Genomic DNA, 24,622 nt, shown 5'->3' with positions numbered 1-24,622 from the left:
ACCCGATCCGAGGTTCGGGTGAAGGACCCTCGAATCGTATAATCGTAAGGATATGCATGGAACCTTCGGCGGTAATGCTCGAATTCGACGCGGAAAAGTGACGATGCGAAGCCTCGTCACCGTCGAACCGCCTTTTCAGGGGTGTGCATTGGGCATAGCATGGACGCACGCCGGAACGTGAGGGCGAGGGCCCTACGCGGGTGACAACCTGAGAACTCTGCCATGACCATCGACTCGCGTGTGCAGCCGCTGCTCGACGAGCTGCTCGAGACGCAGAGCACGCCCGAGGCGGTTTGCCGCGCGTGTCCCGAACTGCTGCCCGTCGTTCGCGAGCGCTGGCAGCGGCTCCGACGGGTCCGGGACCGGCTCGACGCGATGTTCCCGTCCCTGCCGGATGGGTCGACCGATGCCCAGCCGACGTCGCCGAGGCCCGAAGCCTCGCTGCCGAGGATCGACGGCTACGAGGTGGAGGAACTCATCGGCCGAGGCGGCATGGGGCTCGTCTTCCGGGTGCGGCACCTCGGGCTCAAGCGGGTCGTGGCCCTCAAAATGGCGATCGCCGGGGCCTTCGCCGGGCCGCTCGAGCGCGAACGCTTCCAGCGCGAGGCGGAGACGGTCGCGCGCCTCCGGCACCCCAACATCGTGCAGATCCACGACGTCGGCGACTCCGACGGCCGCCCCTACTTCACCATGGAGTATGTCGAGGGGGGGAACCTGGCGAGGAAGCTCGACGGGGCCCCGCAGCCCCCTCGCGAGGCCGCCGCCCTGGTTTCCACGCTGGCGGGGGCGATGCACGCCGCCCACCTCGACGGGATCATCCATCGCGACCTGAAGCCTTCCAACGTGCTGCTGACCTCGGGGGGCGTCCCCAAGATCGGCGACTTCGGCCTGGCGAGACGGATGGACGACGACGCCGGCCTCACGCACACCGGGGCGGCGATCGGGACCCCGAGCTACATGGCCCCGGAACTGGCAGCGAGCCGTCGGTACGAGGTCGGCACTTCCGCCGACGTTTATTCGCTCGGGGCGATCCTCTACGAGTCGCTCGCGGGCGTCCCGCCGTTCCAGGGGGCCTCGTCGGCCGAGACGATCCATCATGTGCTCAACCGAGAGGTCGTCCCCCCGTCGACGCTCCAGCCGAGGGTCCCCCGCGACCTCGAGACCATCTGCCTCAAGTGCCTGTTCAAGGAGCCGAGGCTCCGCTATGAGTCGGCCCTGGCCCTCCGCGAGGACCTCGACCGCTTCCTGCGGGGCGAGGCCATCGCCGCGAGGCCCGAGGGCCGCGCGGGGCGTCTGGCCCGGCGGATCGCCCGCAGGCCGGTGCTGTCGGGATCGATCCTCGGCGGCTCCCTGCTCGCGACGGCCGCGCTCGGGGGCATGCTCTGGCTGATCGCCGAACGCTCGGCCACCTCGCGACGGATCGAGGTCGAGCAAAAGGCCACGCTCAAGGCCGCCGACGATGATCTGAAGGAGATGGCCGCGCTCTTGCGGAAGTCGTCCTGGGCCGGGGCGACGGCCGCGCTCGGGCGGGCGAAGGCCCGGCTGAACCATCTCGGCTCCCGCGAGATCCAGGCCCGGATGGCGCGAGGGGCCCGCGATCTCGACCTCCTGGCCAGGCTCGACGGCGTCCGCATGACCGGCTACTCCAACGGCGACGGCGTGCTCGACTTCGCCCGATCCGACGTCGAGTATGGCAGGGCCTTCCGCGAGGCCGGGATCGGCGAGGTCGGCGAGAGCCCCGAGATCGTCGCCGCGAGAATCAAGGCATCCGACGTCGAGGGGGCCCTGCTGGCCGCCCTCGACTATTGGTCGAGCTGCGTCACCGAGCCGGGACGACTGCGATGGGTCAAAGACGTGGCGAAGCGTGCCGACGGCGACCGGTCGGGTTGGCGCGATCGCGTGCGGGATCCGGCGGCCTGGAAGGATCGGGCGGCCCTCTTCCGCCTGATCGAGAATGCCCCGTTCCCGGAGCAGTCGGTCCCCCTGCTCCTCGCGGCCGAGCTGCGTTCGAAGGACGATGCCATGCTGAAGATCGCCTTCCTCCGTCACCTCCACCTGCTCCACCCGGACGACTTCTGGGTCAACTTCAGGCTGGGCAATGTCCTGCATTCCGTGAAGAAGTCGCCGGAGGCGGTCGGCTATCTCCAGGCGGCCCAGGCGCTCCGGCCGGGGGTGGCGATCGTCCACAACAACCTCGGCATCGCGCTGACGGGCTGCGCCCGCAATGAGGAGGCGATCGATCAATTCCGCAAGTCGATCGCGATCGACCCGGGCATCGGCGCCTCGCAGTTCAACCTCGCCGTCGGCCTCTGGAACGGCGGGCATCACGCCGAGGCGCTCGAGCAATTCCGGGTCGCCATCCGGCTCGATTCCAGGTCGGTGCGGACCTTCCTCTATTACGGCAGGTGCCTCGACATGGAAGGTCGGTATGAGGAGGCATTGGTCCAGTACCGAAAGGCCCTGGACGTCGGCCCGAAGGATCGGGAGGCCCTGCAGGAACTCCGGGAGTTCTTCGTCCGGCAACGCCGGATGGAGGAGGCGCGATCGGCCTGGGCCAGGCTGCTCGAGACCGGCCCGACGGACCACCAGGCCTGGTACGGTTACGCCGAGTTGTGCCTCTACCTCGGGCTCGAAGAGGAATACCTCGGGGCCCGGCGGGACCTGCTCGCCAGGTTCGGCGAGGTTAAGGATCCGATCATCGCGGAGCGGACCGGCCGGGCCTGCCTGCTCAAGCCGGCGTCGGGGGAGGAGCTGCGCCGGATCGTCGCCCTGGCCGCCCGCGCCGGGGACCTCGAGCGATCGAAGGTCCACTCCTTTTTCCCGTTCTTCCAGTTCGTCAAAGGGCTGTCGCAGTACCGCCAGGACGATCACGCCGGGGCCATCGCCACGATGCGGGGCGACGCCGCGATCGCCCTCGGCCCCGCCCCTCGGCTCGTCGTCGCCATGGCCTTGCAGAGGAGCGGCCAGGCAGACGAGGCGAGGAAGACGCTCGCCGAGGCCGTCGCCTCCTACGACTGGGGGCCTTCGAACCTGGGGGACCAGGACGGCTGGATCATCCACTCGCTCCGCCGCGAGGCCGAAACCCTGATCGCGACGGAGCCGAACCCCTCGGCGAAGTAGCCTCCCAATCCTCGACTTCGCGTCAGAGGTCCCAGACGCGCGAGCCGTTGAGGAAGCAGGAGATGATGCCGTCCTCGCTGACCTTGAGGACCGGGCCGAACCGGCTCGCGACGAGGGCGGCCGTGGTCCGAGCCCCCTCGGCGGTGATCGGGTTGGGCATGCCCGAGGCGCTATGCCGCAGGATCGCCCCGAAGGCGAGGAGCCTCCCCGACCGATCGGTCGCGAGCGCACCGTCGAGCCCGGCGAGCGACTCCAGGACGGCGGGGGCCATGTCGGTGGCGTTGCGGTTCCTCGCCAGGTAGTGGAGCGCCCGGTTGGCCAGCGGATCGCCCAGGGAGAGCTCCCGGGTCGGCCCTTCGGGGGCCTCGGTCTCGAGCATGTCGTGGCGGGCGATGAGGCGGTCGACCGCCTGCTCGGGGTCGTTGACGACGACGAGGAGGCCGCCGTGGCGGCTCTCGGCGAGGTCGAGGGCCGTCTGGAAGAGGACCCTGGCGAGCCGGGCGTTGGCCGTGGCCGCCTCCCAGACCGCGAACTTCGCGGCGGGGTCGAGGATCCGCCAGCGCCCGTGCGCGAAGACGAACGACTGGAGTCCCCCGGCGAAAAGCTTGATCTCCTGGTTCGGGCTCAGGACGAGGCAGACGTGCCCGCCGATGCGAGTCGCCCTCGCGTGTGAGGCGTAGACCCGGGGACAGGGGACCTCGGGGGCCTCGCCGACCTCGACCTCGGACGCCCATCGCTCGATGTCGACGATGTCGGCGAGCTTCCCCTCGCCGTCGACGAGGAAGAGCGTGCGGCTGCCGTCGCAGAGCCGGTGGATGCTCTTGAGGCTCGTCAGCTCGGCCACGTAGTCGAGGGCATCCGGCGGCGCCTCCTCGGGCGCGACCGCCGGGACCTCCCCCGGGCCGATCAGCAGCGCCCCGGTCGAGACCCGCCGGTTCTCGTACGTCGACAGCGCGGCCGTGCGCAGGGTGAGGATCGTCGAGGCGATCCGGCTCAGCTTGGCCGTCGCTGGCGCATAGGCCTGGGGCTCGACGAAGGCGGCGACGTAGTGGTCCTCGGAGCCGCCTCGGAAGAGCTCAATCCTGGAGAAGTGGGCCACCTGGAAGAGGTGGTGATAACGCAGGCTCAGGACCGCCCCGATGGCGCGGAGCATCCGCAAATCCTGGGTCGAGAACCGGGTCCCCGGCCTCGGGAGCAGGCTGTAGCGGAGCCCGAACATGCCGACTTCGAGGTGGCTCCCCGCCTGGCGTCCCGGCGGCTCGAACACCTGGAAGTTGGGCCCGCCGTGGACGGACGTCGGGATGCCGTCGTGGCCGATCGGCTCGAGCACCGACTGCGGGTAGAAGCTCAGCACATCCCTGCGGAAGACCCCGGCGAAGAGCTCGGCGACCGCCAGGACCTCGCGGAGGTTCGGTGCTGTGGTATGACGCGCAATGACTGACATGGCCCCTCGCTGGCAGTCCCAAGTCCGTGGTCACCGTGCCGCCCCGTCGGGGCTCCCCGGCCTCAAGTCGTGGGGGGGAAACCTGCCGGCGGCAACGCGTCTCTTCTAGCATCGGCTCCTGGTTGCGATGCCTTTAGCGGATTTGCCGAATTTCTGGAAATTGCTGCGAGATGGGTGCAGGGACTCCGTCATCCGCGAGCGTCCCGCCCCCTTCGACTTTGATCCGGGGATGCGGCCGGAACTGAACATTGATGCGGCTGCCGCCCGAATGGGAGATATATCACCGGGGCCGATAGCATTATTCCGCCCATGATGTAACACTTGCAACCCGAAGCTTATGAGCTGGGTCGAGTGAAAATTAATGCATGTGTTCTGCGATCATGGGTTGCTGAATTCGCCGGGTTTCAGGCAGGGGGAGCGAACCGGATACATCGTGACCCCCTGTTTAACCGTCGCCGGCGGGTGGGCAGTATCAAGCTGACGCAGCCTCGATGCGGCATGGATCCCGGCTGAAATCCTGGGCTATCAGCGCAATCAGGCTGGAATTGTTGTGGCCGATTCGGCTTATCGAATCCTCATGGGGCTATCGCCGTAGAGGGTCCAGGCGTTCGGGAACGCATTACGAGTCCTGACACTGGTTGCAGGTGATGTTATGAAAGAAGCCTGCCTGATCGAGGCCCGATTTCCAGGCTCGATGGCCCGGATCAGGACCACGAATGAGGATCAGGCTGGCGCCAATCTCCGAACCGTGTTGGCGGGATGAGGGCTGCAAGGGGGACGGCTATATGGCCTTCGCGCTTAACAGGGTTCGTGCTCGCGAGCTGGCGACTCGGGCGGTGTGGGGAGCCTGGGGTAGCGGACGGCTCCGGCATCGCGAATACTCTCCTTTCGATAATGTCTTGCCGCCGCGGGGGATGTCTCGGTCCTACCGTATGCGTCAGTTCTCACCCTGGGGCCTTCCTCGAATCATCGAGAGCGGCCCCGGTCGCGTTGAGTCGCGCCCATATCGCGGGCGTACTGGACTTCCGACGCAAGGCTTACGCGGATATTGTCATGGCCACCTCGGCAACGAGGGCCATCTGCGCACGGGTCTCGACGCGAAGGAATCGCAGGGTTCGTCCCCGAGGGGCTGCTCCGGCACCTCCGAGACGATCCGATCCCGGCCGCCTGGGTCGGGCGATCCCATCCCCGTCGAATCCCGACGCCCCTTCGCGCAGGCATCGCCGCGGCCAGCTGTCCCGTTCCCTCGCTCGAAATATAACGCTAAAGTGTGTGGTGAATTCTCATATTTCCGCCTTAATGAAACGAAGTATCGGGGGTCGAAAGTGCCTGGAGAGATCAACCTGGCCGGCGATTGGGCCGGCGAGTACCGGCAGTATGACCAGCATTACCCCATCCAGGCCACGTTCGCGCAGGAAGGGACCATCCTGAACGGCAGCATGATCGACGACGAGCCCGAGCACGAGTTGCCGCTCGCCGAGGTCGCGAGGTTCCCGGGCGAGGACGAGCGGGTCGTCGCCATGCTCCGCAGCATCCTCCCGGACGGGCCGACGGGTCCCATCTTCGTCATCTCCAGGGTCCCCAAGGATTCGACGCTGACCGGCACCATCAACGGGAACTGGGTCTACTTCGACAAGTCGTATCAGGGGAGTTGCTTCGGGGGCTTCCGGGTGGGCGATGAGGTCGTCGGCGACGCGTACGAAAACCACGTCGTCCACTACAGCGGCCGGCTCACCCCCGACGGCGGCGAGATCGAGGGCCGCTGGTGGATCTCGGCCAATCCCGGCGCGGTGGAGCGGCTCGAAGGCTCATTCCTCCTCCGACGCAAGGCTTCCGGGCCCGAATCCTGATCGAGATCATTGATGTGAAAATGTTGACACTCATTGATCGAATGGGGCTTTCACGCCTTGGATTCGAGCCCGAGATCGCGACCAATTTCCGCCAGGATGTCCGTCCCCCTGATATTGGGTAGGGTTTCCTCCTCCCGGGAGCGGTCAAGAGCCGGAATTCCATCTCCTATCGCCACTCGCCTTTGCCAGGCTTGGGGCCAGGGGCGTTTGGGTGTTGATGTGATCACGCTCGAGATTTTGTCTGACTCGCCAATAGGAAGACAAGGTCCGAAACGCCCGCGATTTCGTCGATCCTTTGTTCAAGGCACATCAAGGATGAATCGATGTGTCTGGCCGTTAAGCCTTCGTCGGGATAGACTCGGGCTTCGACCGGGCGAGGTGGCGGGGCTGTCACGCCAATCGCCGGTTCCAAAGAGGGAAGAAGTCCGATGCGACGCTTGCTGTCGGTTCCGATCATCCTGTGCACATTGCCTTCTTGCATCAGCTTCATCGCGCACGACGAGCAATTGGCGGCGAAGACGGCGACTCAGTTCGCCCAGGCCGCGTTCGTCGATCGCGATAATGCCAGGGCGTACGGGCTCATCACCCCGGAGTTCGCCAAGGCCTTTTCGAGGGAAAAGCTGGCCGAAGAGATCGCCAAGGCGCACCCGAAGACCTATCCCACCCGGGTGGCGGCGACCGAGTTCGAACCGATCTCGGGTCAGAAACGCATGTGGATCTACGTGAAGGGCACGGGCGAGGGGGAGGAATTCTATTACCGGCTCGCGATGGATGGCGATGCCAAGGCGGGTTACAAGGTCGGCGGGCTGTTCCGCAGCAGCGGCCCTTATCCGCCGAGTCGCAGGATGACCTTGAAGTGAGCCGATACGGAGGCCTGGCCCCGCGACCCGCGGACCTGTCGGCCTCCGCCTTGCCTGGTTCCTTGAACCCGGCGCATGAAAACGCGGGGCCGAGAATGGCCCCGCGGGGTGGATTGCTGGTGCTCAGATCCAGGGCAAGGCTCAGGTGTTGCCCAGGTATCCCGCCCAGTACTGGACGCCGGAGTCGTTCTTCAAGGTCGCGAGGGTCGAGGTCCAGCCGAGGTCCTCGATGTACCAGCGGGCGACGGTCGTGCGCTTGGCCTCCGTGGTCGTCTCGAGGAGGCTGACGAACTGGATGCGGCTCATGCCGGAGGCGAACTGGGCCTCGAAGTAGCTCAGGCTCCCCGCATCGGCCGCGCGGCCGAAGAGGCTCTCGAAGACGCCGTCGATGTAGTCGGCGTCCGTCCCACCTTGCGAGGCGAAGTAGGTGGTGGTGGTCAGCATCCTCGCGATCACGGCGTTGTCCGACTGGCCGGATGCGAGCAGGCTCGCCCAGTACTTCACGCCCGAGTCGTTCCGCAACTGGTCGAGCGGGGTCGTCCAGCCGAGGAGGTCCTGATACCAGAATGCGACCCGATTGATCAGGTACTCGGGGGATTTCTGGAACTGGACGATCAGGTCGAACCGGGACTTGCCCGACTGGAGCAGGTTGGTCCAGGCCGCGAGGCCGGAAGAGTCGGGGGTCCGCCCAAGGAGGTCGCGATAGAGCGCCGTCACGAAGGCGGTGGCGGTACCCCCGTTATTTTCATAGTAGGTGTCGGTCGCCAGCATCTTGGCGAGGACCGTGCTGCTCCTCGAGCCGTTGAGCGCGAAGGCGTTGGGATCCACGGTCGCCACCGCGGTGGTGCTCGTGCTGAAGTTGAGAGCGTTGTACGCGTTGAGGATCCCGCCGCTGACCATCTTGCCGGCGAGGCTCGACTTGGGCGTGGCCGTGGCGATGATCCGCTGCACGAGCTGCTGGGCATTGTACCCCGGCTGGAGCCCCGCCACCATCGCCACGACGGCCGAGACATACGGCGTCGCCATCGACGTGCCCGAGAGGTAGCCGTAGGTCGAGGGCAAGGTGCTGTAGATGTTCACGCCGGGGGCGGCGATGTCGACCGTGCTGGCGCCGTAGTCGGAGAAGGAGGCCAGGTTGCCCGACGAGTCGGTCGCGGCGACGACGATCTCGTTCGGCAGGCCGTAGCTCCCCGGGTAGTTCGGCACCGCGTCGTCGTTGGCGCCGTTGTTCCCGGCGGCGGTGACGAAGACGACCCCCTGCGAGTTCGCGTAGGAGATCGCGTTGAGCATCGCCTGGGAGTAGCTCCCCCCGCCCCAGCTCGCGTTGATGACCTTCGCCCCGTGCTGCACGGCGAAGTAGATCCCGCTCACGGCGGCGTCGGTCGTGCCGTTGCCGCTGTTGTCCAGGACCTTGACCACCATGATCCTGGCGTACCAGTTGACGCCGACGATGCCGTTGCCGTTGTTGCCGGTCGCGGCGAGGATCCCGGTGACGTGCGTGCCGTGGCCGTCGTAATCCTGGAGGTTGCTGTTGTTGCCGGCGAAGTTCCAGCCGTTGTAATCCCCGAGGTACCCGTCCTTGTTGGCGGTCGGGTTCGACCAGAGCCGGCCGGCGAACTCGGCGTTGTTCAGGTCGAGGCCGGTGTCCAGCACGGCGACGATGACGTTCGAGTTCCCCTCGGTGATCCCCCAGGCCTGCGGGGCGAAGATCCCGGCCGTCGAGCTGGTCAGCGGCCACTGCGAGCCGTAACTCGGGTCATTCGGCGTGACGATCGTGACGGCCGACTTCGTGACCGTGCCGTTCTCCTCGGCATAGTTCACGTATGGGTCGCTCTTGAGCCAGTCGAGCGCGTAATCCACGTCGACGCCCGACCCGATCGAGAGGAGGTTCGAACCGTCGGGATAGGACTGGACCACGCTCGCGTTCAGCGTGGAGAGGGCCGTTTCGGTGGCGGACGCCGGGGCATCGGTGTTGAACCGGACGAAGATCTCGCCGGTCGTGGTCCCGCTGAGCAGGGCGCGGGTCTCGAGCGACTCGAGGCGGGGCGCATACCGCGAACGTCGGGCCTTTACCATGAGTGTCTCGTCAGCGATGCCGTCGTCAAAGGGTGGCCGGGAGACGCGCGAGGGGCCCGAGCTCGACGTCCGGTTCGAGGCGAGGGCTGGAGAGGCGTTCTGGTCGAATCGTCCCCGGTTTCGTCACGTTTGGGTCAACTATAACTGCGAAAATCGGGCAAGGCTATCAAAGCAGAAGGGTTTTCAGGATTCTTTACGTACCCTTGTTTTCTCTCGTCGACATTTGACGCACTTTCGGCGCGACCCGGATGACCGGGCCTCGCCGACTGTTATCGATCGTTGTCGGGGTGCGAGTTCGGGTTCGAGATCCCGCCCAATCAGGACGAGGCGGCGGGCTCGGGCGATGGCCTCGCCGAGGGGGTGGCCGACGCGGCTTCGGCCTCGCGGCGACGGTGCAGGTCCCGGTAGAAGTCGATCTCGAGCCGGTTGCCCCAGAGGGCCTGGAAGGCCTCGCGCACGAGGTTGGCGCAGGCGACGAGCATGAGCCCCACGCCGACGATCGCCAGCAGCGTCGGGACGGCGACGAGCCTGTTCTCGGTCCAGACGTCGACGGCCAGCGTCAGGCTCGTGCCGGCGAAGGCCCCGAAGGCGAGATAGAGCGCGGTCAGGGCGAACCGGATCCGGTCGCTCCGCCAGACGAGGCGGTCGAGCTCCCTGTGGACCTGGTTCAGGCGATCGGCCGGATAGTCGTAGTCGCCCCGGTTGCGGTCGATCTTGTCGCCCAACTCGTTGAGGGCGCGGATGCGGTCGACGACGCGCGACATCCGGTTCGAGGTCGAGATGATGAGCGAGCCATTCGCCGTCAGGAAGATGGCCGGCGTGATCATGGCCGAGAGGGTCGCGTAACTCACCGCTCCTGGTAGCGGTATCGGCATGGCTCGGGTCGTTTCTCCGGGGTGTCGGCAAAAGGGGAAGTGTGTCGGGACGGCCCCTCGGCCGGCTCGTCAATGACGATGCGGGCCGAGCTTGCCATGCTCGTGGACGTGGCCATCGCCGTGACCGTGGGAATGGCCATGTCCGTGGTGGTGATGGTGTCCGTGCGGCTCCGAGCCGTCGGACTCGAGCCGCTCGGGGATCGCCTCGGCGGCGGCGAGGACGAGACGGCCGGTCTCGACCCCCTTGGTCCCGATGAGGCTGTCGGCCAGCTCGCGGACGAGCTTCGCCTGGCCCCTGAGCAGGATCACCTCCAGGCAACGCCTGGCGTCGAGGTGGACGTGCGTGGTGGTCACGACGCGCTCGAGGTGCTCGTGCTGGATCTCGGTGAGGCGGTCGGCGACGCGCCCGGCGTGGTGGTCGTAGATCAGGGTGACGACTCCCATCGCGTCGCTGTCGTCTCGGGTCACCACCTCCTCGATCAGGGCGGCCCGCATCAGGCCTCGGACGGCCTCGCTCCGGTTGGGGTACTGATGGATCTCTCGGTACTGGTCGAACTTCTGGAGCAACTCGCCGCCGATGGCGACGCTGAACCGGACGAGCGGGTCTTTCACGATCCCTCCCTACCCTCTCTTGGCGAAGTCGGCGACCCTGGCCGTCGGCTCCCGCATCTCGACGCGTCTCGATCGGAAGCACGAAGGGTCGCCCGGAGCGATACCCGACGCCTCGACCGCGCTTTGGCGGCCCGTTCGAGACGTCGATGGCCTTCGTCCTGGCGACCCATCATTTCATCTTACGGCGCAGGCCGGCGTTCGCGAAGGGTCGCTCAGCCGATCTTGGGGACCTCGACCCACGAGCCGTCCTGCGAGGCGCTGGTGACGGCGGCCTCGACGAACGCCATGCCGGCGACGCCGTCGGCGATCCCTGGGTGCTCGAACGGGGTCGGCACCTTCTCGCCCCGGCTCTGGCGGATCGTCCACTCGAGCGTCCTGTGCAGGTTGCCGAGGGCCTCGTGGAAGCCTTCGGGGTGCCCGGACGGCAAGCGCAGATACGGCTTGATCGAGCCGGGGAAATACCCGTACTCGGCCCCCTGGCGATAGAGCTGCAGCGGCTGGCCGCCGACGTAGTGCTTCAGGATCGTGTGGTCGGTGATGGACCACTCGAGCGTGCCGGTCGTCCCACTAACGCGGAAGCCGTTGTCGTTCTGGGCGCCGATGGTGATCTGCGAGGCGGAGACGGTGGCGATCCCGCCGTTATCGAGCTCGGCGAGGACCGTGAAGTCGTCGTCGAGGGCGCGGCCGGGGACGAACGCCTTGAGCCTGGCCTTGATCCGGGTCGCCTGCCGTCCCGCGACGAAGCGGACGAACTCGTAGGCGTGCGTGCCGATGTCGCCGCCGCAGCCCGAGGCCCCGGCCTTGGTCGGGTCGACGCGCCAGGCGGCCTGCTTCTGGCCGTCGGCCTCGAGCTTGCTGGCCAGCCACCCCTGCGGGTACCAGGCCTCGACCTTGCGGACCTCGCCGATCGCCCCGTCCTTGATCAGCTCGCGGGCGAGCATGACCATCGGGAAGCCGGTGTACGTGTAGGCGACGACGAACGGGGTCTTGTGGGCGGAGACGGTGGCGTGGAGCCGGCGGGCCTCGTCGAGCGTGGTCGTCAGCGGCTTCTCGCAGAGGACTCCGATGCCGGCGGCCGCCGCGGCGTCGGCAGGGCCGAAGTGCGCGTCGTTCGGCGTCACGATCGTCAGGTAGTCGATCCGCTCGGACTCGCCGAGGGCGACCTCGCCTTTGATCAGGGACTGCCAGTCGCCGTAGCCCCTGGTGAAGAAGAGCTCCTTGGCCGACTCGATCGACTCCTCGGGCTTGCTGCGCAGGGCGCCCGCGGTCAGCTCGGCCGAGTTGTCCAGGAGGATCGCGCGGCGGTGCGGCCCACCGAAGAAGTTGGAAGGCCCGCCGCCCCCAACCATGCCCACCCGCAACTTCCGCTGGCTCATCGTCTCGCTCTCCCCTTCGGTCTGGATGGACCCGGCCGGCCCGTTCGGATCGTGCCGAGGCCCGGCCTTCGTCTCGCTTGGTTCGTTCGCCCGGGATCGGCCCCGGGCCCGGCGTCGCCTCGCTGGCGTAACGCGCGTGACGGAGCGGGCCTTCGCGCCGGAGAAGGGTCACTATAGCCCGCCCCCTGGCACTTTTGTAGAGTGGGCCCTCTCCACCGGAGGGGCGTTTCAGGATCGGCCCCGCGCCGAAGGACCCGGAGACCCACCATGCGACACCGCCTCGCCTTCGCCGCGGCCTTGATCGGACTGGCCCAGGCCTCGACCCTCGCCCTCGGCGCGGGGGACGAGCCGCGTCCGAATCTCCTCTTCCTCTACGCCGACGACCTGGGCTTCGCCGACGTCGGGTTCAACGGCAGGACCGAGTGGTCGACCCCCAACATCGACCGGCTCGGGGCGCAGGGGACGATCTTCAAGCGGTTCTACACCGCGGCCGTCATCTGCGCCCCGAGCCGCGCGGCCCTGCTGACGGGCAAGTACACCATCCACAACGGCGTCGCGCGGAACGACGACGACCTCCCCTCGAAGGAGGTCACCATCGCCGAGGCCCTCAAGGCGAACGGGTACGTCACGGGCGTCTTCGGCAAGTGGCACCACGGCCAGCCCCGGCCCGGCGAGGCGAGCTACGTCCACCCGATGGACCAGGGGTTCGACGAGTTCTTCGGCTTCACCGACGCCAAGCACGCCTGGGAGAAATTCCCGGAGGAACTCTGGCATGGGCGCGAGTTGAAGCCCGTCTCGGGGCACTCCGACGACCTCTTCGCCGACCGCACCATCGACTTCATCAAGCGTCACAAGGGGGAGCGCTTCTTCGCCTACGTCCCATTCATCAATAGTCACTTCAACATCGAGGCCCCCGCCGACGAGATCGAGCTGCACAAGGGGAAGTTCCCCGAGCTCGACCCGGAGAGGCCCTTGCGGGCGACCTACGCGGCGATGGTCACGCGGCTCGACAAGAACATCGGCCGGATCCTCGCCGCCCTCGACGAGCAAGGCCTGGCGGAGAACACCCTGGTCGTCTTCGCCAGCGACCACGGCGCGACGTTCGAGGCGGGGAACCTCGGCACGAGCAGCTTCCACGACAGCAACAAACCCTTCCGGGGCCAGAAGCGGACCCTCTGGGAAGGGGGCCTCCGCGTGCCGGCGCTCGCCCGATGGCCGGGTCACATCCCGAACGGCAAGGTCTCGAACGAGGTCATGCACATGACCGACGTCTTCCCGACGCTCCTCGCCGCCGCCGGTGGTACGCCCGACCCCGCCTGGCACGTCGACGGCATCAGCCTCCTCCCCGCCTGGATCGGCCAGGGGAAGGTCCCCGACCGCACCCTCTTCTGGGAATGGCGCAGCGAGGGTTCGAACCAGGTCGCCGCCATGCGAGGCAACCACAAGGTCGTCATCACCGGCAACGGCAGGGCCGAGTTCTTCGACGTCGAGAACGACCCGGCCGAGCGCCGGAATACGTTCGCCGAGAGCCCCGAACTCGCCCGCGACCTGCAGAAGGCCCTCAAAGAGTGGCTCGCCACCGAGATCCGCGACGAGTCGGCCAAGGCGACCCGGTAAGGGCCGCCCTGCCCTGCTCTTTTCTCAACGGCCGGCTGCGGGCGTCTTCGGGGTGGTTGCCGCCAACGCAGTAAAATCCTTGGGCATCCCGTCGAACGGGGCTGTCACGGCCTCGGCGACGCTGTTGTCATGCACGAGGGCCCCGCTACGGCCGACCAGGAAGTTGTGGGCCTCGGCGATCTCGAGGTTGAACACCGGCTGCTTCGCCGCCGGATCCACGGCGACGACTTTCGCCGAGCGCTCGACGGTCCGCACCATGTCCCCCGGCTTGAGGTCACGCGCGACGACCCACCCCTTGCCCGCGAGCCAGAAGCGGTGCCAGGGGGTCGTCACGATCGACTCGCCCTCCAGGTCGATCTTCAGGGTGGCACTCGGCGGGTTGTGGTAGACCGCGAGGATCGGCTGCACCTCGAGCGAGCCGCTCCGCGTGTTCCAGGCGAGCGCGCGATCCCCGGCCTTCAACTCCTCAATGGGCCTCCGGCCGGAGAGGGTGTAGACCTCGGTCCCCTTGCCGAAGCAACTGATCGCCTGGAAGCCGATGACCTGTTCGGAGACCGTGATCGGGATCGGCTGCGCGGACGAGGTGACCTCCTCATAGACCGTCGGTTTGTTCTGGGCCTCGTTGGAGATGAAGGCATAGCCGTTGGCGTCGGCCAGCCACTTCGACCAGGCCTTGCGGTCGGGCCCGAAGGCCTGACCGGTCGAGCCCTGGAGCAACTCCAGCGCGGGGGCGCTCGCCCTGGCGAGCTCGGCGTTCGTCCTCTCGATGCTGGCGACATCCCCCTTCAGCTTCTCCTGGGCCTTGACGGCCGACCGGTGCGCCTCTCTCGCGATCCTGCCGATGGGGATGCTGGCGACTTCGGCCGAATTCACTTCGAAGTTCCGGATCCTGTCACTGGGGGGGCCGAGCAGGCCCATGCTCGCCAGCGTGAGTTCCTGATAGAACTCGGCCTCCACGGGCGACTTGGCATTGAGCATCGCGTTGTCGAAGAAGTTCCTGGGTTGCGGCTGATTCGACATCACCGCCTCCAGCCCTCCCCACGCATCCAGGGGGGAAGTCGGACGGAGGATGAGCCCGGTGAAAATCGTGCTCAGCGGATTGCCCGTCTGGGGATCGAACGACCGGCCATCGGCCGTGCTCACGGTCATCGTCGTATTATTGGGATCAAAGTGAATGCTCGTCTGCCGGATCGGACCGATGAGCTCATTGATGACTGGCAGCCCGAAGACGTCGTAGGTGATGAAATCATCCGGCCCGATGGGGATGTTGGGGATCTCGGGCGTGGCGTAACGCCGCTCGACATCCGACGTCTGCCCCTCGATGCGGAGGGTGCCCGTGGAACCCGGGCCGACGACGTCGCTGGTCTTGTACTTGATCGGCTCTCGGATCAGGGCGATCAGGAGGGCGGCGAACTCGCGTGGGTCGCGCCGCTTGAGGGTCTCGGCGGCCGCGCGGCGGACGCTTGCCATCGACGGGTTCAGCGCCAGGATCACCAGGGCCTTGGAGGCGACCGGCGAGTCGATCTGGCCGAGGAGCTGCACCGCGAGTTCCGGCTTGCGGGCCTTCCCGGCGACGAAGGTCGCCCAGATGGCCGGCACGGCGCGGGGGTCGGTGACCTCGGCCAGCGCCTGCGCGGCCCCCATCTTCGTCGGCTTGCGATCGAGCTGGCGGCCGAGCGTCTCGAGCCGCTTCCGCCAGCGGGCGTCGGCCTGCTTCTGGGCTTCGAGTTCAGTTCGGAGGGTCGCGACCTGCTCGTCAGTCAGCCAGCGTCCCTTGACCTGCTTGTAGCCGAGGTGCTTCCAGGCGGCGTCGCGCTTCGGGTCGAGCCTGACGACGGTGGTGAGATGCGTCGTGGCCTCGGGCTTGAGCCCTTGCTCCTCGCACCAGAGGGCGAGCTTCCACTGGGCGTCGGCCGTGTGTGGGGTCCGCGCACGGCGTTCGTTGTACTCGTCGAGGCTCGCGGCCAAGGCGGGGTCGGCCTGGACCTTGGGGCCGATGGCCTCGGGCCGTTCCCAGCGCCCGGCGAACGATACGAGCCCCATCAGGGCCCTGGCCCTGGCGTCCTTCGGGTCGAGCAGGACGGCGAGGGCCAGGTGCCTGAGCCGCTCGGCTTCGAGGCCGTGGGCCTCGCACCAGAGGGCGAGCCTGACGTGAGAACTGGCGTCCCGCCCGACCTTCGCCTTCGCCTCCTCGTAAGTCGCCTTCGCATCCGCCGGGGCTGCCGCGGTCACGAGGCTGATACCCAGGATGAGGCTCGCAATCATCGCGGAACTCCCGTCTTTGAATACCTCGAAACGGACGGACCGCGCCCGATCCGCCACCGAAAGCCATCGGACCATCTTTGGACTTTCATGATTTCGGGGCAAGGGCACGGGATGCGCATTGTGAGTGCTACTCACGCCCGGGCCGGTCGACCCGACGCCGGGGCCTCGACCGTCGCGATTGGCTCTCGAAAGGGAACTCGCCGCGACGCGCCCCATCGTGTTGGCGGGCGGTGTCTTCTGTCGCGTCGCATGGCCCGTTAATGTAGTGCTTCGGGATCAAGGCGTCGCGGCCGGCCGGATGTCGCCCTTTGCTTCGAGGTTCGTCGCCCGAGGAAATGCTCCGATGAAGTCATGCCTGCCATCCGTCGCGTCCCTCCTCGTGCTCCTGCTTGGAGGGCTGCCGACCCTCGGGGGAGAAGGCGTTCCCGCCCCCGAGGTCAACGCGACGGCGAAGGCTGGATTCATCACGTCGCCGAAGGACTTCTTCGGGTTCCGGATCGGCGACGACTATTGCCTGGCCAACTACCAGCAGCTCAAGGGCTACTGGGAGAAGCTCGAAGGCGAGTCGGATCGGATCAAGCTCGTGAGCATCGGCACGACCGAGGAAGGCCGGCCCCAGCTCGCGGCGATCGTCAGCTCGCCGGAGAACCTCCGCCGGCTCGACCACTATCGCGCCATCTCGCGGAAGCTCGCCCTGGCGGAAGGGGTTGATGCGGCCGAGGCCAGGAAACTCGCCGCCGAGGGCAAGGCCATCGTCTGGATCGACGCCGGGATCCACGCGACCGAGACCCTCTGCCCCCAGGCCCTGATCGAGACCGTCTACCAGATCGTCGTCGGCCAGGACGATGAGACGAAAAGGTTCCTCGACGACGCGATCCTCCTCTTCGTCCACGCGAACCCCGACGGCCACGACCTCGTTGCCGACTGGTATATGCGAGAGAAGGATCCGTTGAAGCGCTCGCTGGGCGGCCTGCCCCGGCTCTATCAGAAGTACGTCGGCCACGACAATAACCGCGACTTCTACGCTAACACCCAGGCCGAGACCAGGAACCTGAACCGGTTCATGTATCGCGAGTGGTTCCCGCAGATCATGTACAACCAGCACCAGACCGGTCCCGCCGGCACGGTCCTCTTCTGTCCCCCCTTCCGCGACCCGTTCAACTACTTCTGCGATCCCCTGGTGGTCAACGGGATCGACGCCGTCGGCGCGGCGATGGTCCAGCGGCTCCTGGCCGAGGGCAAGCCCGGGGCGACGATCCGATCGGGAGCCCCTTATTCCACCTGGTTCAACGGCGGCATCCGCACGACCTCATCCTTCCACAACATCATCGGCGTCCTGACCGAGACCATCGGCGGGCCGACGCCGATCGAGATCCCCCTCGTCACCGAGAAGCAACTGCCGAAGGGGGATTACCTCGCCCCGATCCCGCCCCAGCCCTGGCACTTCCGCCAGTCGGTCGACTACTCGGTGTCGGTGAGCAAGGCGGTGATCGACTATGCCTCGAGGCATCGCGAGCAATTACTCTTCAACATCTGGCTGATGGGGCACAACGCGATCGACCTCGGCAGCAAGGACCACTGGACGATCACCCCCAAGGTCATCGAGGCCGCCCAGAAGGAACAGGCCGACCCTTCGCGGAGGCCCGCCAGGGGCTCAAGGTCTCGCGCGGGGGGCGGCGCGACCCTCGAGTTCGAGCGCCTCTTCCACGACCCGGATCGCCGAGACCCTCGCGGCTACATCCTCCCGGCCGACCAGCCCGACTTCCCCACCGCCACGAAATTCATGAACTCGCTGCTCGCCGCCGGGGTGAAGGTCCATCGGGCCTCGGCCGACTTCACGATCGGGGGCAAGGACTATCCGAAGGACTCGTTCGTCGTGAAGACCGCCCAGGCCTTCCGTGCGCACGTCCTGGACATGTTCGAGCCGCAAGACCATCCCAATGACTTCACCTATCCGGGGGGGCCGCCGGTCCGTCCCTACGACTCCGCCGGCTACACCCCGGCCTTCCAGATGGCGGTGAAGTTCGACCGGGTGCTCGACGCCTTCGACGGCCCCTTCGAGGAAATCGTGGAGCCGGTCGTGGCGCCGAGGCCGGCCCTCGTCCTGGATGAAGGCGGGGCGGTCGGCTTCTTCCTCAGCCCCCGGATGAACGACGCCTTCCGCGTGGTGAACCGGCTGCACAAGGCGGGCGAGGAGGTCAGACGCCTCCGCGAGGCGTCGACGATCCGGGGGAACACGTATCCCGCGGGCACCTTCTACATCCCTCGCGACGGCTCGACGCTCAACACCCTGGAGAAGATCGCCGCCGAGATCGGCACCCCCTTCCAGGGCACGCCCGTCGCGCCGGGGCCCGAGGCCGTGCGGCTCAAGACGCCCCGCGTGGGTCTCTGGGATCGCTTCGGCGGCTCGATGCCGTCGGGCTGGACCCGCTGGCTCCTCGAGCAGTTCGAGTTCCCCTTCCAGCTCGTCTACACCCAGGAGCTCAACGAGGAGGGCCTCCGCGACAAGTTCGACGTCCTGATCCTGGTGGATGGGGCCTACGTCGTCCGCGGCGGGGCCGAAGGAGGGGGCGGGGATCGCGGCGAGGAGCCCCCGGCGGCCGGCAACCCGGGCCGACAGCCCCAGGGGACGAACCTGCGCGGCAATATCTCGGCGAGCACCCTGCCGAGGCTCAAGGCCTTCCTGGAAGGGGGCGGCACGATCCTGACGATCGGCACCTCGACGAGGCTCGGCCGCGAGCTCGGGCTCCCGATCGAGAACCACCTCGCCGAGGTCGACGCCGGCGGCCGGGAGCGCCCGCTCGCCCCGGAGAAGTTCTACGTCCCCTCGTCGTTGTTGCGGGTGAGGGTCGACCCGTCCAACTCCCTGGCCTGGGGCCTGGAGGATCAGGTCGACGTCGTCTTCTCGGCGAGCCCGACCTACAAACTTTCGCAGGGGGCGAACGCCGAGGGCCTCCGCAAGGTCGGCTGGTTCGACACCAAGGCCCCGCTCCGGAGCGGCTGGGCCTGGGGGCAGGAGCGTCTCGAAGGGGGGATCGCCATCATCGACGCCCAGGTCGGCAAGGGTCGGCTCGCCCTCTTCGGGCCGCAGGTCCTCTTCCGCGGGCAGCCGCACGGCACCTTCAAGCTCGTCTTCAACGGCATCGTGCAGTCGGCCGTCGGCGAGTGAACTCCGAGGTCAGTCCTTGTCCTTGTCCTTGACGCGTGTCATCTCGGTGAGGATCTGCTCGTAGCCGATCTGCTCGTAGGTCGAGGGCCGCTCGCCTTCGGGGCGGAACGACCAGACGAGCCGGTCCTTGCTGTCGAACCTGTAGATCCCCTTCACCGTCTTCCCCTTGGCGTCGGCGGGGGACTTGTCGATGGTGAAGTCGATGGTCTTCTCGGGCTTGGCGGCTTCGTCGATGGCGACCGTCATCTCGTAAGACCGCGTCGGGGCGACCACCTTGAGCTTCTTCCCGTTGAAGGTGTAAGTCACGGTGTCGCCCGACTCCGAGGGCGCGGTCCACTTACCCTGGAGGGTCTTCCAGTCTCCCTCGAGCTTCTCCGGCTCGTCGGCCGCCCGGAGGCTGATCCCCGCGAGGACGACGGCCGCGAGCATGACTCCAAGTCGAGTGATTGACCTGCTGCGCATCGGTTTCGGCCTCGTGTGAGGGTGGCTGGGGTTTGGGGACGGCTCGAGGGGCTAGCTCAGCCTTCGGGGGTGAAGCCGAGGATCACGTCGAACCTGGCCGCGAGCTCGCCGATCTTCGAGTCGGCCACCGGCGCGAAGTCGATGGTGACGGATTCGCGGGCCTTGGCGTCGTCGATGTGCCGATAGACGCCATCGCGCTCGTTGCTGGCGTCCCCCTTGACGTAGCACTGGGTCGTGATGAGTTCCTTGTTCCCCTTGCGGATCTTGAAGTGGATGTGAGGCGAGCGACCCGTGTAGGCGACCGGCTTGATCGTGCGGAAGTAGTATTCTCCGGTCGAGCCCGTCAGGAACCGGCCGAACCCCTGGAAGTTGGAGTCGCGCTTGGGGTTATTCGGATCCTTGGAGTGGATGTACGCCCCTTTGTTGTCGACCTGCCAGATCTCGACCAGGGCGTTGCGGATCGGGCTCCCCTTGGCGTCGAGGATCCGGCCGCTCAGGTGCGTGATCGAGCCGACGGCTGGCGTGATTCCATCGTTGACAATAATCAGGTCGTTGTCGGTGTCCAGCGGCAGGTGATCGGGATAGAAGGGCCCCTCGGTCTGCGGCGGCGTCTTCACCAGTTCCTCGGCGAAGGCGCCCGGAGTCGCAAAGGCGGCCGTTCCAAGGGCGAGCGTGCCCAGGAACTCTCGACGGCTGGCGAGACGCGAGCGTTGGCGCATGGGGTGGCGTCCTCGATTCGAGCGTTGGGGAAGGTCGTGCGACGGACCGGTACCGGATCGGGAGCTCCCTCCGACCTCGGGACGTTCGGCTTGCCGAGCGGTCGGGGATCTCCCATCGTATCCCACGATCGTACCAAAGCCCCCTCGTCCCGGGGATTCCTCAGGCTCGAAATCCTGGCCGCGAGCCGCGACGGGCTAAGCCGTTCGAGAATGCCGCCACCTGGCTCTCGCCCTGAGCACTCGGGGGACAAGGACGATCGCCGCGATGCAGAGAGTCGGAACGAGTATCACGACGGCACCCGCGCGCCTCTGTCGACTGGCCATATCGGCCTGGTAGGCGTCGGTCTGCGAGATGGTCGGAAGCCGTGGCCTGGGCGCTTCCCGATAGCCCGACCAGAAACCCGGGTCGGTGTCGGGGTGACGGCCGGCCTTTAGGCCATTCATCAGGTAAGACTCGCGGGCGGCTTGCCAGGCGTCGGCCTCCTGGCGCAGATGGTCAAAGACCCCGGTACTCTCGTTGGCGCGATTTGCGAAGTCGGGGCCGGACAGATTCTGCTTGAGGACCTCCCCCTTCGGGGCGTTTGGCAGCATCGACGACTTGCCCGCATCGACCAACTCCTGGGCTCGCAACCAGGCGTAGAGGGCCAGCGAATTCCGACCTCCTTGGCGAGTGTTCTCGAAGCCGAGCGTATCGTGCTGGAGTGCGACGCTCAAGGTATTGAAGACGTCGACACTCTCCCAGGCGTTGCCGAGTGCGACGAGTCCGGCGAAGCCTCGCACGGCGTCGTCGGCCTCCTTGGGGTTGTCGGTCTCCAAGGGGAATTGTTCGCTCCAGCCCAGGATATTCGGCAGGGGCTGATATCGTAGGACCTCGGGCGGATTGAGGAGCCAGTCGAGGGTGATCAACTGGTACTTCTCGCGTCCGAAGTGGGCGGCCGGGTTGATCTCGAGGGCCTTGGCAATCTCGTCACGCGCGGCCTTGACCTGATCGAGCTTGGATCGGTCGGCGCCCTGCCTGGCCCAGCGGTGGACGAGGAAGGTGCCGAGGTTGGCGTGGTAGCGGTAGCGGTGCTCCTTGACTTCGGGCTTCGATGGGGCGAGCGTCTCCAATCGCTTGAGCTTCTCCTCCATCCAGGCGACGGCCTCGTCGCCGCGGCCGAGGCGGTCGCAGGCGACTCCGGCGTCGTCGTAGGCCTCGAGGTCCTCGGGATGGTCCTTGAGCTTTGCCGAGACCCGTTCCAGGCGCATCTCGTAGTAGAGCGGCGGGTTCCTGGGGAAGCGTCCTGTGAGGACGTCGACGACCTCGGGCATGCCCTTGGCTTCGCTGTCGGGCGTGTCGCGATCCCAGAGGCAGGCGAAGACGGACGGAGGCAGGCAAAGAAGCAGGGCCAGGCTCAGGCAGAGGCGCGGGCGGCTCATGGCGACAAACCTCCTGACGGAGTCTGCACATGGCTCAAACCTATGCACGCGAGGCGACGGACGCCGAATGGGGCTCGATCAGGGAGCGATGGGCGATGATGATCGAAGGCTCGACCGATAAGACGGATCGGGAGATGCACGACTGACGGCGAACAGGCTTGCGGCGAAGTGAGCCGCGGCCGCCCCTCGATGGTTCGAGGGGCGGCCGCTCTGGGACAAGCAATCCGTCGCAAAAAGGGCGACCGGACTCAGCGCTGGACGCGGGCCGATCCGCCCTTGGCGAGGGCCTCGACCTCTTCGAGCTTGGCCATGGTGACGTCGCCGGGGAAGGTGGTCAGCAGGGCGCCGTGGGCCCAGCCGAGCTTCAGGGCCTCTTCGGGGGACTTGCCCGAGAGGAGGCCGTAGAAGAGGCCGGCCGCGAAGCCGTCGCCGCCGCCGATGCGGTCGATGACGTCGAGCTGAATCGTCGGCGAGACGTAACGCTTGCCGTCGAGCCAGAGGACCGCCGCCCAGTCATGGCGGTTGGTCGAGTGGACCTCGCGCAAGGTGGTCGCGACGAGCTTGATGTGGGGGTGCTTCTCGACGACCATGTCGATGAGCTTGAAGAAGGTGTCGGGGTCGAGCTTCGACTTCTCGCTCGCCACGTCCGGGCCCTTGATGCCCAGGCCCTTCTGGAGGTCTTCTTCATTGCCGACGAGGGCGTCGACGTTGGAGACGATCCGCTTGATGACCTCGACCCCGCGCTCGGCGCCGCCGACCGACGCCCAGAGCTTGGCCCGGTAGTTCAGGTCGAACGAGGTGATCGCGCCCGCGGCCTTCGCCGCCTTCATGCCCTCGATGATCACCTCGGAGGTGGTCTCGGAGAGCGCCGCGAAGATCCCGCCCGAGTGGAACCAGCGGGCCCCCTTGGCGAAGATGCTCGCCCAGTCGAAGTCCCCCGGCTTCAAGAGCGCGCCGGCCTCGTTCGAGCGATTGTAGAAGACGACGGGGGGGCGGACCCCCTGCCCGCGGTCGCTGTAGACGGTGGCGATGTTCGGGCCGCGCACGCCGTCGTGCTCGAACCACTTGTAGAAGGGGGTCACGCCGGTCTCGCGGACGCGGGCCTGCACCAGCTCGCCGATCCCGTACTTGACCATCGCCGTGGCGATGCCCGTCTTCAGGCCGAAGCAATCCGAGAGGTTCGCCGCGACGTTGTACTCGCCGCCCGAGACGTGGATGTCGAGGGAGCGTGCCTTGCGAAACGGAATCACGCCCGGATCCAGGCGATGAACGAGAGCCCCCAAGGAGAGGAAGTCCAGCTCACACGCGTCCTGACGCACATTCAAACCGCTCATGCTAACTCCCCAAGAATGATCTCGTGAAACGATCGCGAGGAAGAAACCCCTTCAATTCCACTCAAATCCGACGGATGGCAGGGCGAGATGGTCGCGGACGAGGACAATGCCTCCCCGGCCCCGGGCGATTCCGAAGGGCCGGGAGGCTCGTCATCGAGGCAAGGCTCAGTCGGCGATCTTGACGAAGACCTTCAGCGCTTCCTTGTCCTCGAGCAGCTTCATCATTTCCTTGTAGTGGTCGAGCCCGGGGACCGGGTGCGTGAGGATCTGCTCGGTGACGCCCGGGTACGTGTGCTCGCCCAGCGAGAGGGCCTGAATCCCCTGCTCGAAGTGCTTGCGGTTCCCGTTGACGCTCGAGACGAGGAGCTTGTTGCCGAGGACCCACTCGAGGTTGATCTTGGCGGCGTCGACGCTCACCTCCGACTTGCCGCCGGTGATGCTCGTCCAGACGAGGGCCCCGTTCAGTCCGAGCACTTCCATGGCGCGGAAGCAGGTCTCGGGGTGGCCGGTCGCCTCGAAGATGATGTCGGGCTTGCCGACCTTCTTGGCGAGGTCGTGGATCGGCGTCTCCTTGGTGCTGACGTAGGTCGCGCCGTAGGCCTCGACGATCTCCGACTTGCGATGCGGGCCGGGCTTGGTGGCGAGCGTGTAGACGTCGAGCCCGCGGAGCTTGAGCATCATCGTGGCGAGGAGCCCGATCTGCCCCGCGCCCAGGACGAACGCCCGCTTCGGGTTCCAGACCTGGAGCCGTTCCTGGGCGAGGTACGCCTGCTCGATGGCCTTGGCGCAGACGCTCGCCGGCTCGGCGAGGACGCCGAGGTGCTTCAGGTTCACCGGGACCTTGACCATGTACTCGGCGTCGTCGACGAAGAACTCGGTCAGGTACCCGTGGCAGAGGTTGATCCCCCGCTCGTAGTACGTCTCCTCGCTCGTGATGTCGTTGCGGCCGATCGCGTCGAAGAGCGACCCGCCCGGCCGACGCACGGTGCAGGAGACGTAGTCGCCCGGCACCAGCTCCGTCACCTTGTCGCCGACCTCGACGACCTGGCCGAAGCTCTCGTGCCCGATGACCAGGTGGTTGCCCCCCGGCGGGGCGTTGCCGTAGAGGGCCTCGTTGATCTCGCGGTCGGTGGCGTCGACCCCGACCTGGAGCGCCTTGACGAGTACCGCACGCCCGTCGGGGATCTTGCAGACGTGGGGATGGGGCTGGTCGCCCAGCTTGGGGACCGGGATGTCGACGAGGTGGACGCTATTCGATTTGCCAGGGAGAACGGCAACGGCTTTCATCGGCTTTTCGGCTCGCCAAGAATGAGATGTCGGCGCGCAGGCTCCCTCACCCGGAAGCCGCTGACCACGACGATTCTAGCGTCAGACGCCCCAAAGTACCATGAATCACCGCCCAATCGGGAAGATCACAACGCCGA

General features: G+C 66.9%; 15 protein-coding genes and 1 pseudogene. 5 read left to right on the top strand and 11 right to left on the bottom strand.

Annotated elements, in window-relative coordinates:
• Window positions 1-222: 222 nt before the first annotated feature.
• The gene (locus ACOYYX_RS35705; protein WP_422927426.1) at window positions 223-3,120 is read left to right on the top strand and encodes a protein kinase domain-containing protein; all 2,898 of its coding nucleotides are present in this window, start codon (window positions 223-225) and stop codon (window positions 3,118-3,120) included.
• Between the two features lie 22 nt (window positions 3,121-3,142).
• Here the strand turns inward: ACOYYX_RS35705 and ACOYYX_RS35700 are convergent, their stop codons facing one another.
• Window positions 3,143-4,564 carry a hypothetical protein gene (locus tag ACOYYX_RS35700; RefSeq protein ID WP_422927425.1) on the bottom strand — a complete coding sequence of 474 codons (1,422 nt, stop codon included), beginning with the start codon at window positions 4,562-4,564 and terminating at the stop codon, window positions 3,143-3,145.
• 1,325 nt (window positions 4,565-5,889) lie between these two features.
• On the opposite strand from ACOYYX_RS35700, the gene ACOYYX_RS35695 reads away from it, so the two are divergent.
• Window positions 5,890-6,414 carry a hypothetical protein gene (locus tag ACOYYX_RS35695; protein WP_422927424.1) on the top strand — a complete coding sequence of 175 codons (525 nt, stop codon included), beginning with the start codon at window positions 5,890-5,892 and terminating at the stop codon, window positions 6,412-6,414.
• A gap of 428 nt (window positions 6,415-6,842) precedes the next feature.
• Window positions 6,843-7,274 (top strand): hypothetical protein, encoded by a 432-nt coding sequence (locus ACOYYX_RS35690; RefSeq protein WP_422927423.1) that lies wholly within the window; start codon window positions 6,843-6,845, stop codon window positions 7,272-7,274.
• Between the two features lie 141 nt (window positions 7,275-7,415).
• On the opposite strand, the gene ACOYYX_RS35685 is transcribed toward ACOYYX_RS35690, so the two are convergent.
• The 4 genes and pseudogenes from ACOYYX_RS35685 to ACOYYX_RS35670 all read right to left on the bottom strand — a co-directional run bounded on the left by ACOYYX_RS35685 (window position 7,416) and on the right by ACOYYX_RS35670 (window position 12,213).
• Window positions 7,416-9,350 carry a S8 family serine peptidase gene (locus tag ACOYYX_RS35685; RefSeq protein WP_422927422.1) on the bottom strand — a complete coding sequence of 645 codons (1,935 nt, stop codon included), beginning with the start codon at window positions 9,348-9,350 and terminating at the stop codon, window positions 7,416-7,418.
• 317 nt (window positions 9,351-9,667) lie between these two features.
• The gene (locus ACOYYX_RS35680; RefSeq protein ID WP_422927421.1) at window positions 9,668-10,225 is read right to left on the bottom strand and encodes a DUF2721 domain-containing protein; all 558 of its coding nucleotides are present in this window, start codon (window positions 10,223-10,225) and stop codon (window positions 9,668-9,670) included.
• A gap of 216 nt (window positions 10,226-10,441) precedes the next feature.
• A pseudogene (nikR, locus tag ACOYYX_RS35675) lies at window positions 10,442-10,837 on the bottom strand (nickel-responsive transcriptional regulator NikR); the annotation flags it as partial.
• A 212-nt stretch (window positions 10,838-11,049) separates the two neighbouring features.
• Window positions 11,050-12,213, bottom strand: coding sequence for a Gfo/Idh/MocA family protein (locus ACOYYX_RS35670; RefSeq protein ID WP_422927420.1), 1,164 nt, complete (start codon window positions 12,211-12,213; stop codon window positions 11,050-11,052).
• Window positions 12,214-12,480: 267 nt separating this feature from the next.
• Between ACOYYX_RS35670 and ACOYYX_RS35665 the strand changes: the two genes are divergently transcribed.
• Window positions 12,481-13,830 carry a sulfatase-like hydrolase/transferase gene (locus ACOYYX_RS35665; protein WP_422927419.1) on the top strand — a complete coding sequence of 450 codons (1,350 nt, stop codon included), beginning with the start codon at window positions 12,481-12,483 and terminating at the stop codon, window positions 13,828-13,830.
• A 24-nt stretch (window positions 13,831-13,854) separates the two neighbouring features.
• On the opposite strand, the gene ACOYYX_RS35660 is transcribed toward ACOYYX_RS35665, so the two are convergent.
• On the bottom strand, window positions 13,855-16,095 hold the full coding sequence (locus tag ACOYYX_RS35660) for a polymorphic toxin-type HINT domain-containing protein (RefSeq protein WP_422927418.1): 2,241 nt from the start codon (window positions 16,093-16,095) through the stop codon (window positions 13,855-13,857).
• A 343-nt stretch (window positions 16,096-16,438) separates the two neighbouring features.
• Here ACOYYX_RS35660 and ACOYYX_RS35655 point away from each other — a divergent pair, with 343 nt between their 5' ends.
• Window positions 16,439-19,264, top strand: coding sequence for a M14 family metallopeptidase (locus tag ACOYYX_RS35655; protein WP_422927417.1), 2,826 nt, complete (start codon window positions 16,439-16,441; stop codon window positions 19,262-19,264).
• Window positions 19,265-19,273: 9 nt separating this feature from the next.
• Here the strand turns inward: ACOYYX_RS35655 and ACOYYX_RS35650 are convergent, their stop codons facing one another.
• The 5 genes from ACOYYX_RS35650 to ACOYYX_RS35630 form a co-directional block, all read right to left on the bottom strand.
• Window positions 19,274-19,726: a TIGR03067 domain-containing protein gene (locus tag ACOYYX_RS35650; protein ID WP_422927416.1), complete on the bottom strand. Its 453-nt coding sequence runs from the start codon at window positions 19,724-19,726 to the stop codon at window positions 19,274-19,276.
• Between the two features lie 56 nt (window positions 19,727-19,782).
• Complete coding sequence (locus ACOYYX_RS35645) at window positions 19,783-20,445, bottom strand: intradiol ring-cleavage dioxygenase (protein ID WP_422927415.1); 663 nt, start codon at window positions 20,443-20,445, stop codon at window positions 19,783-19,785.
• Between the two features lie 195 nt (window positions 20,446-20,640).
• Window positions 20,641-21,864 carry a hypothetical protein gene (locus ACOYYX_RS35640; protein ID WP_422927414.1) on the bottom strand — a complete coding sequence of 408 codons (1,224 nt, stop codon included), beginning with the start codon at window positions 21,862-21,864 and terminating at the stop codon, window positions 20,641-20,643.
• Window positions 21,865-22,112: 248 nt separating this feature from the next.
• Window positions 22,113-23,198: a PfkB family carbohydrate kinase gene (locus tag ACOYYX_RS35635; protein WP_422927413.1), complete on the bottom strand. Its 1,086-nt coding sequence runs from the start codon at window positions 23,196-23,198 to the stop codon at window positions 22,113-22,115.
• A gap of 165 nt (window positions 23,199-23,363) precedes the next feature.
• Window positions 23,364-24,485, bottom strand: a complete 1,122-nt coding sequence (locus ACOYYX_RS35630; protein ID WP_422927412.1) for a glucose 1-dehydrogenase — start codon at window positions 24,483-24,485, stop codon at window positions 23,364-23,366.
• Window positions 24,486-24,622 lie beyond the last annotated feature (137 nt).

Source organism: Singulisphaera chitinilytica, from assembly GCF_049331405.1.
Classification (GTDB): Bacteria; Planctomycetota; Planctomycetia; order Isosphaerales; family Isosphaeraceae; genus PoT.
This window is presented reverse-complemented; position numbering and strand designations above follow the sequence as displayed.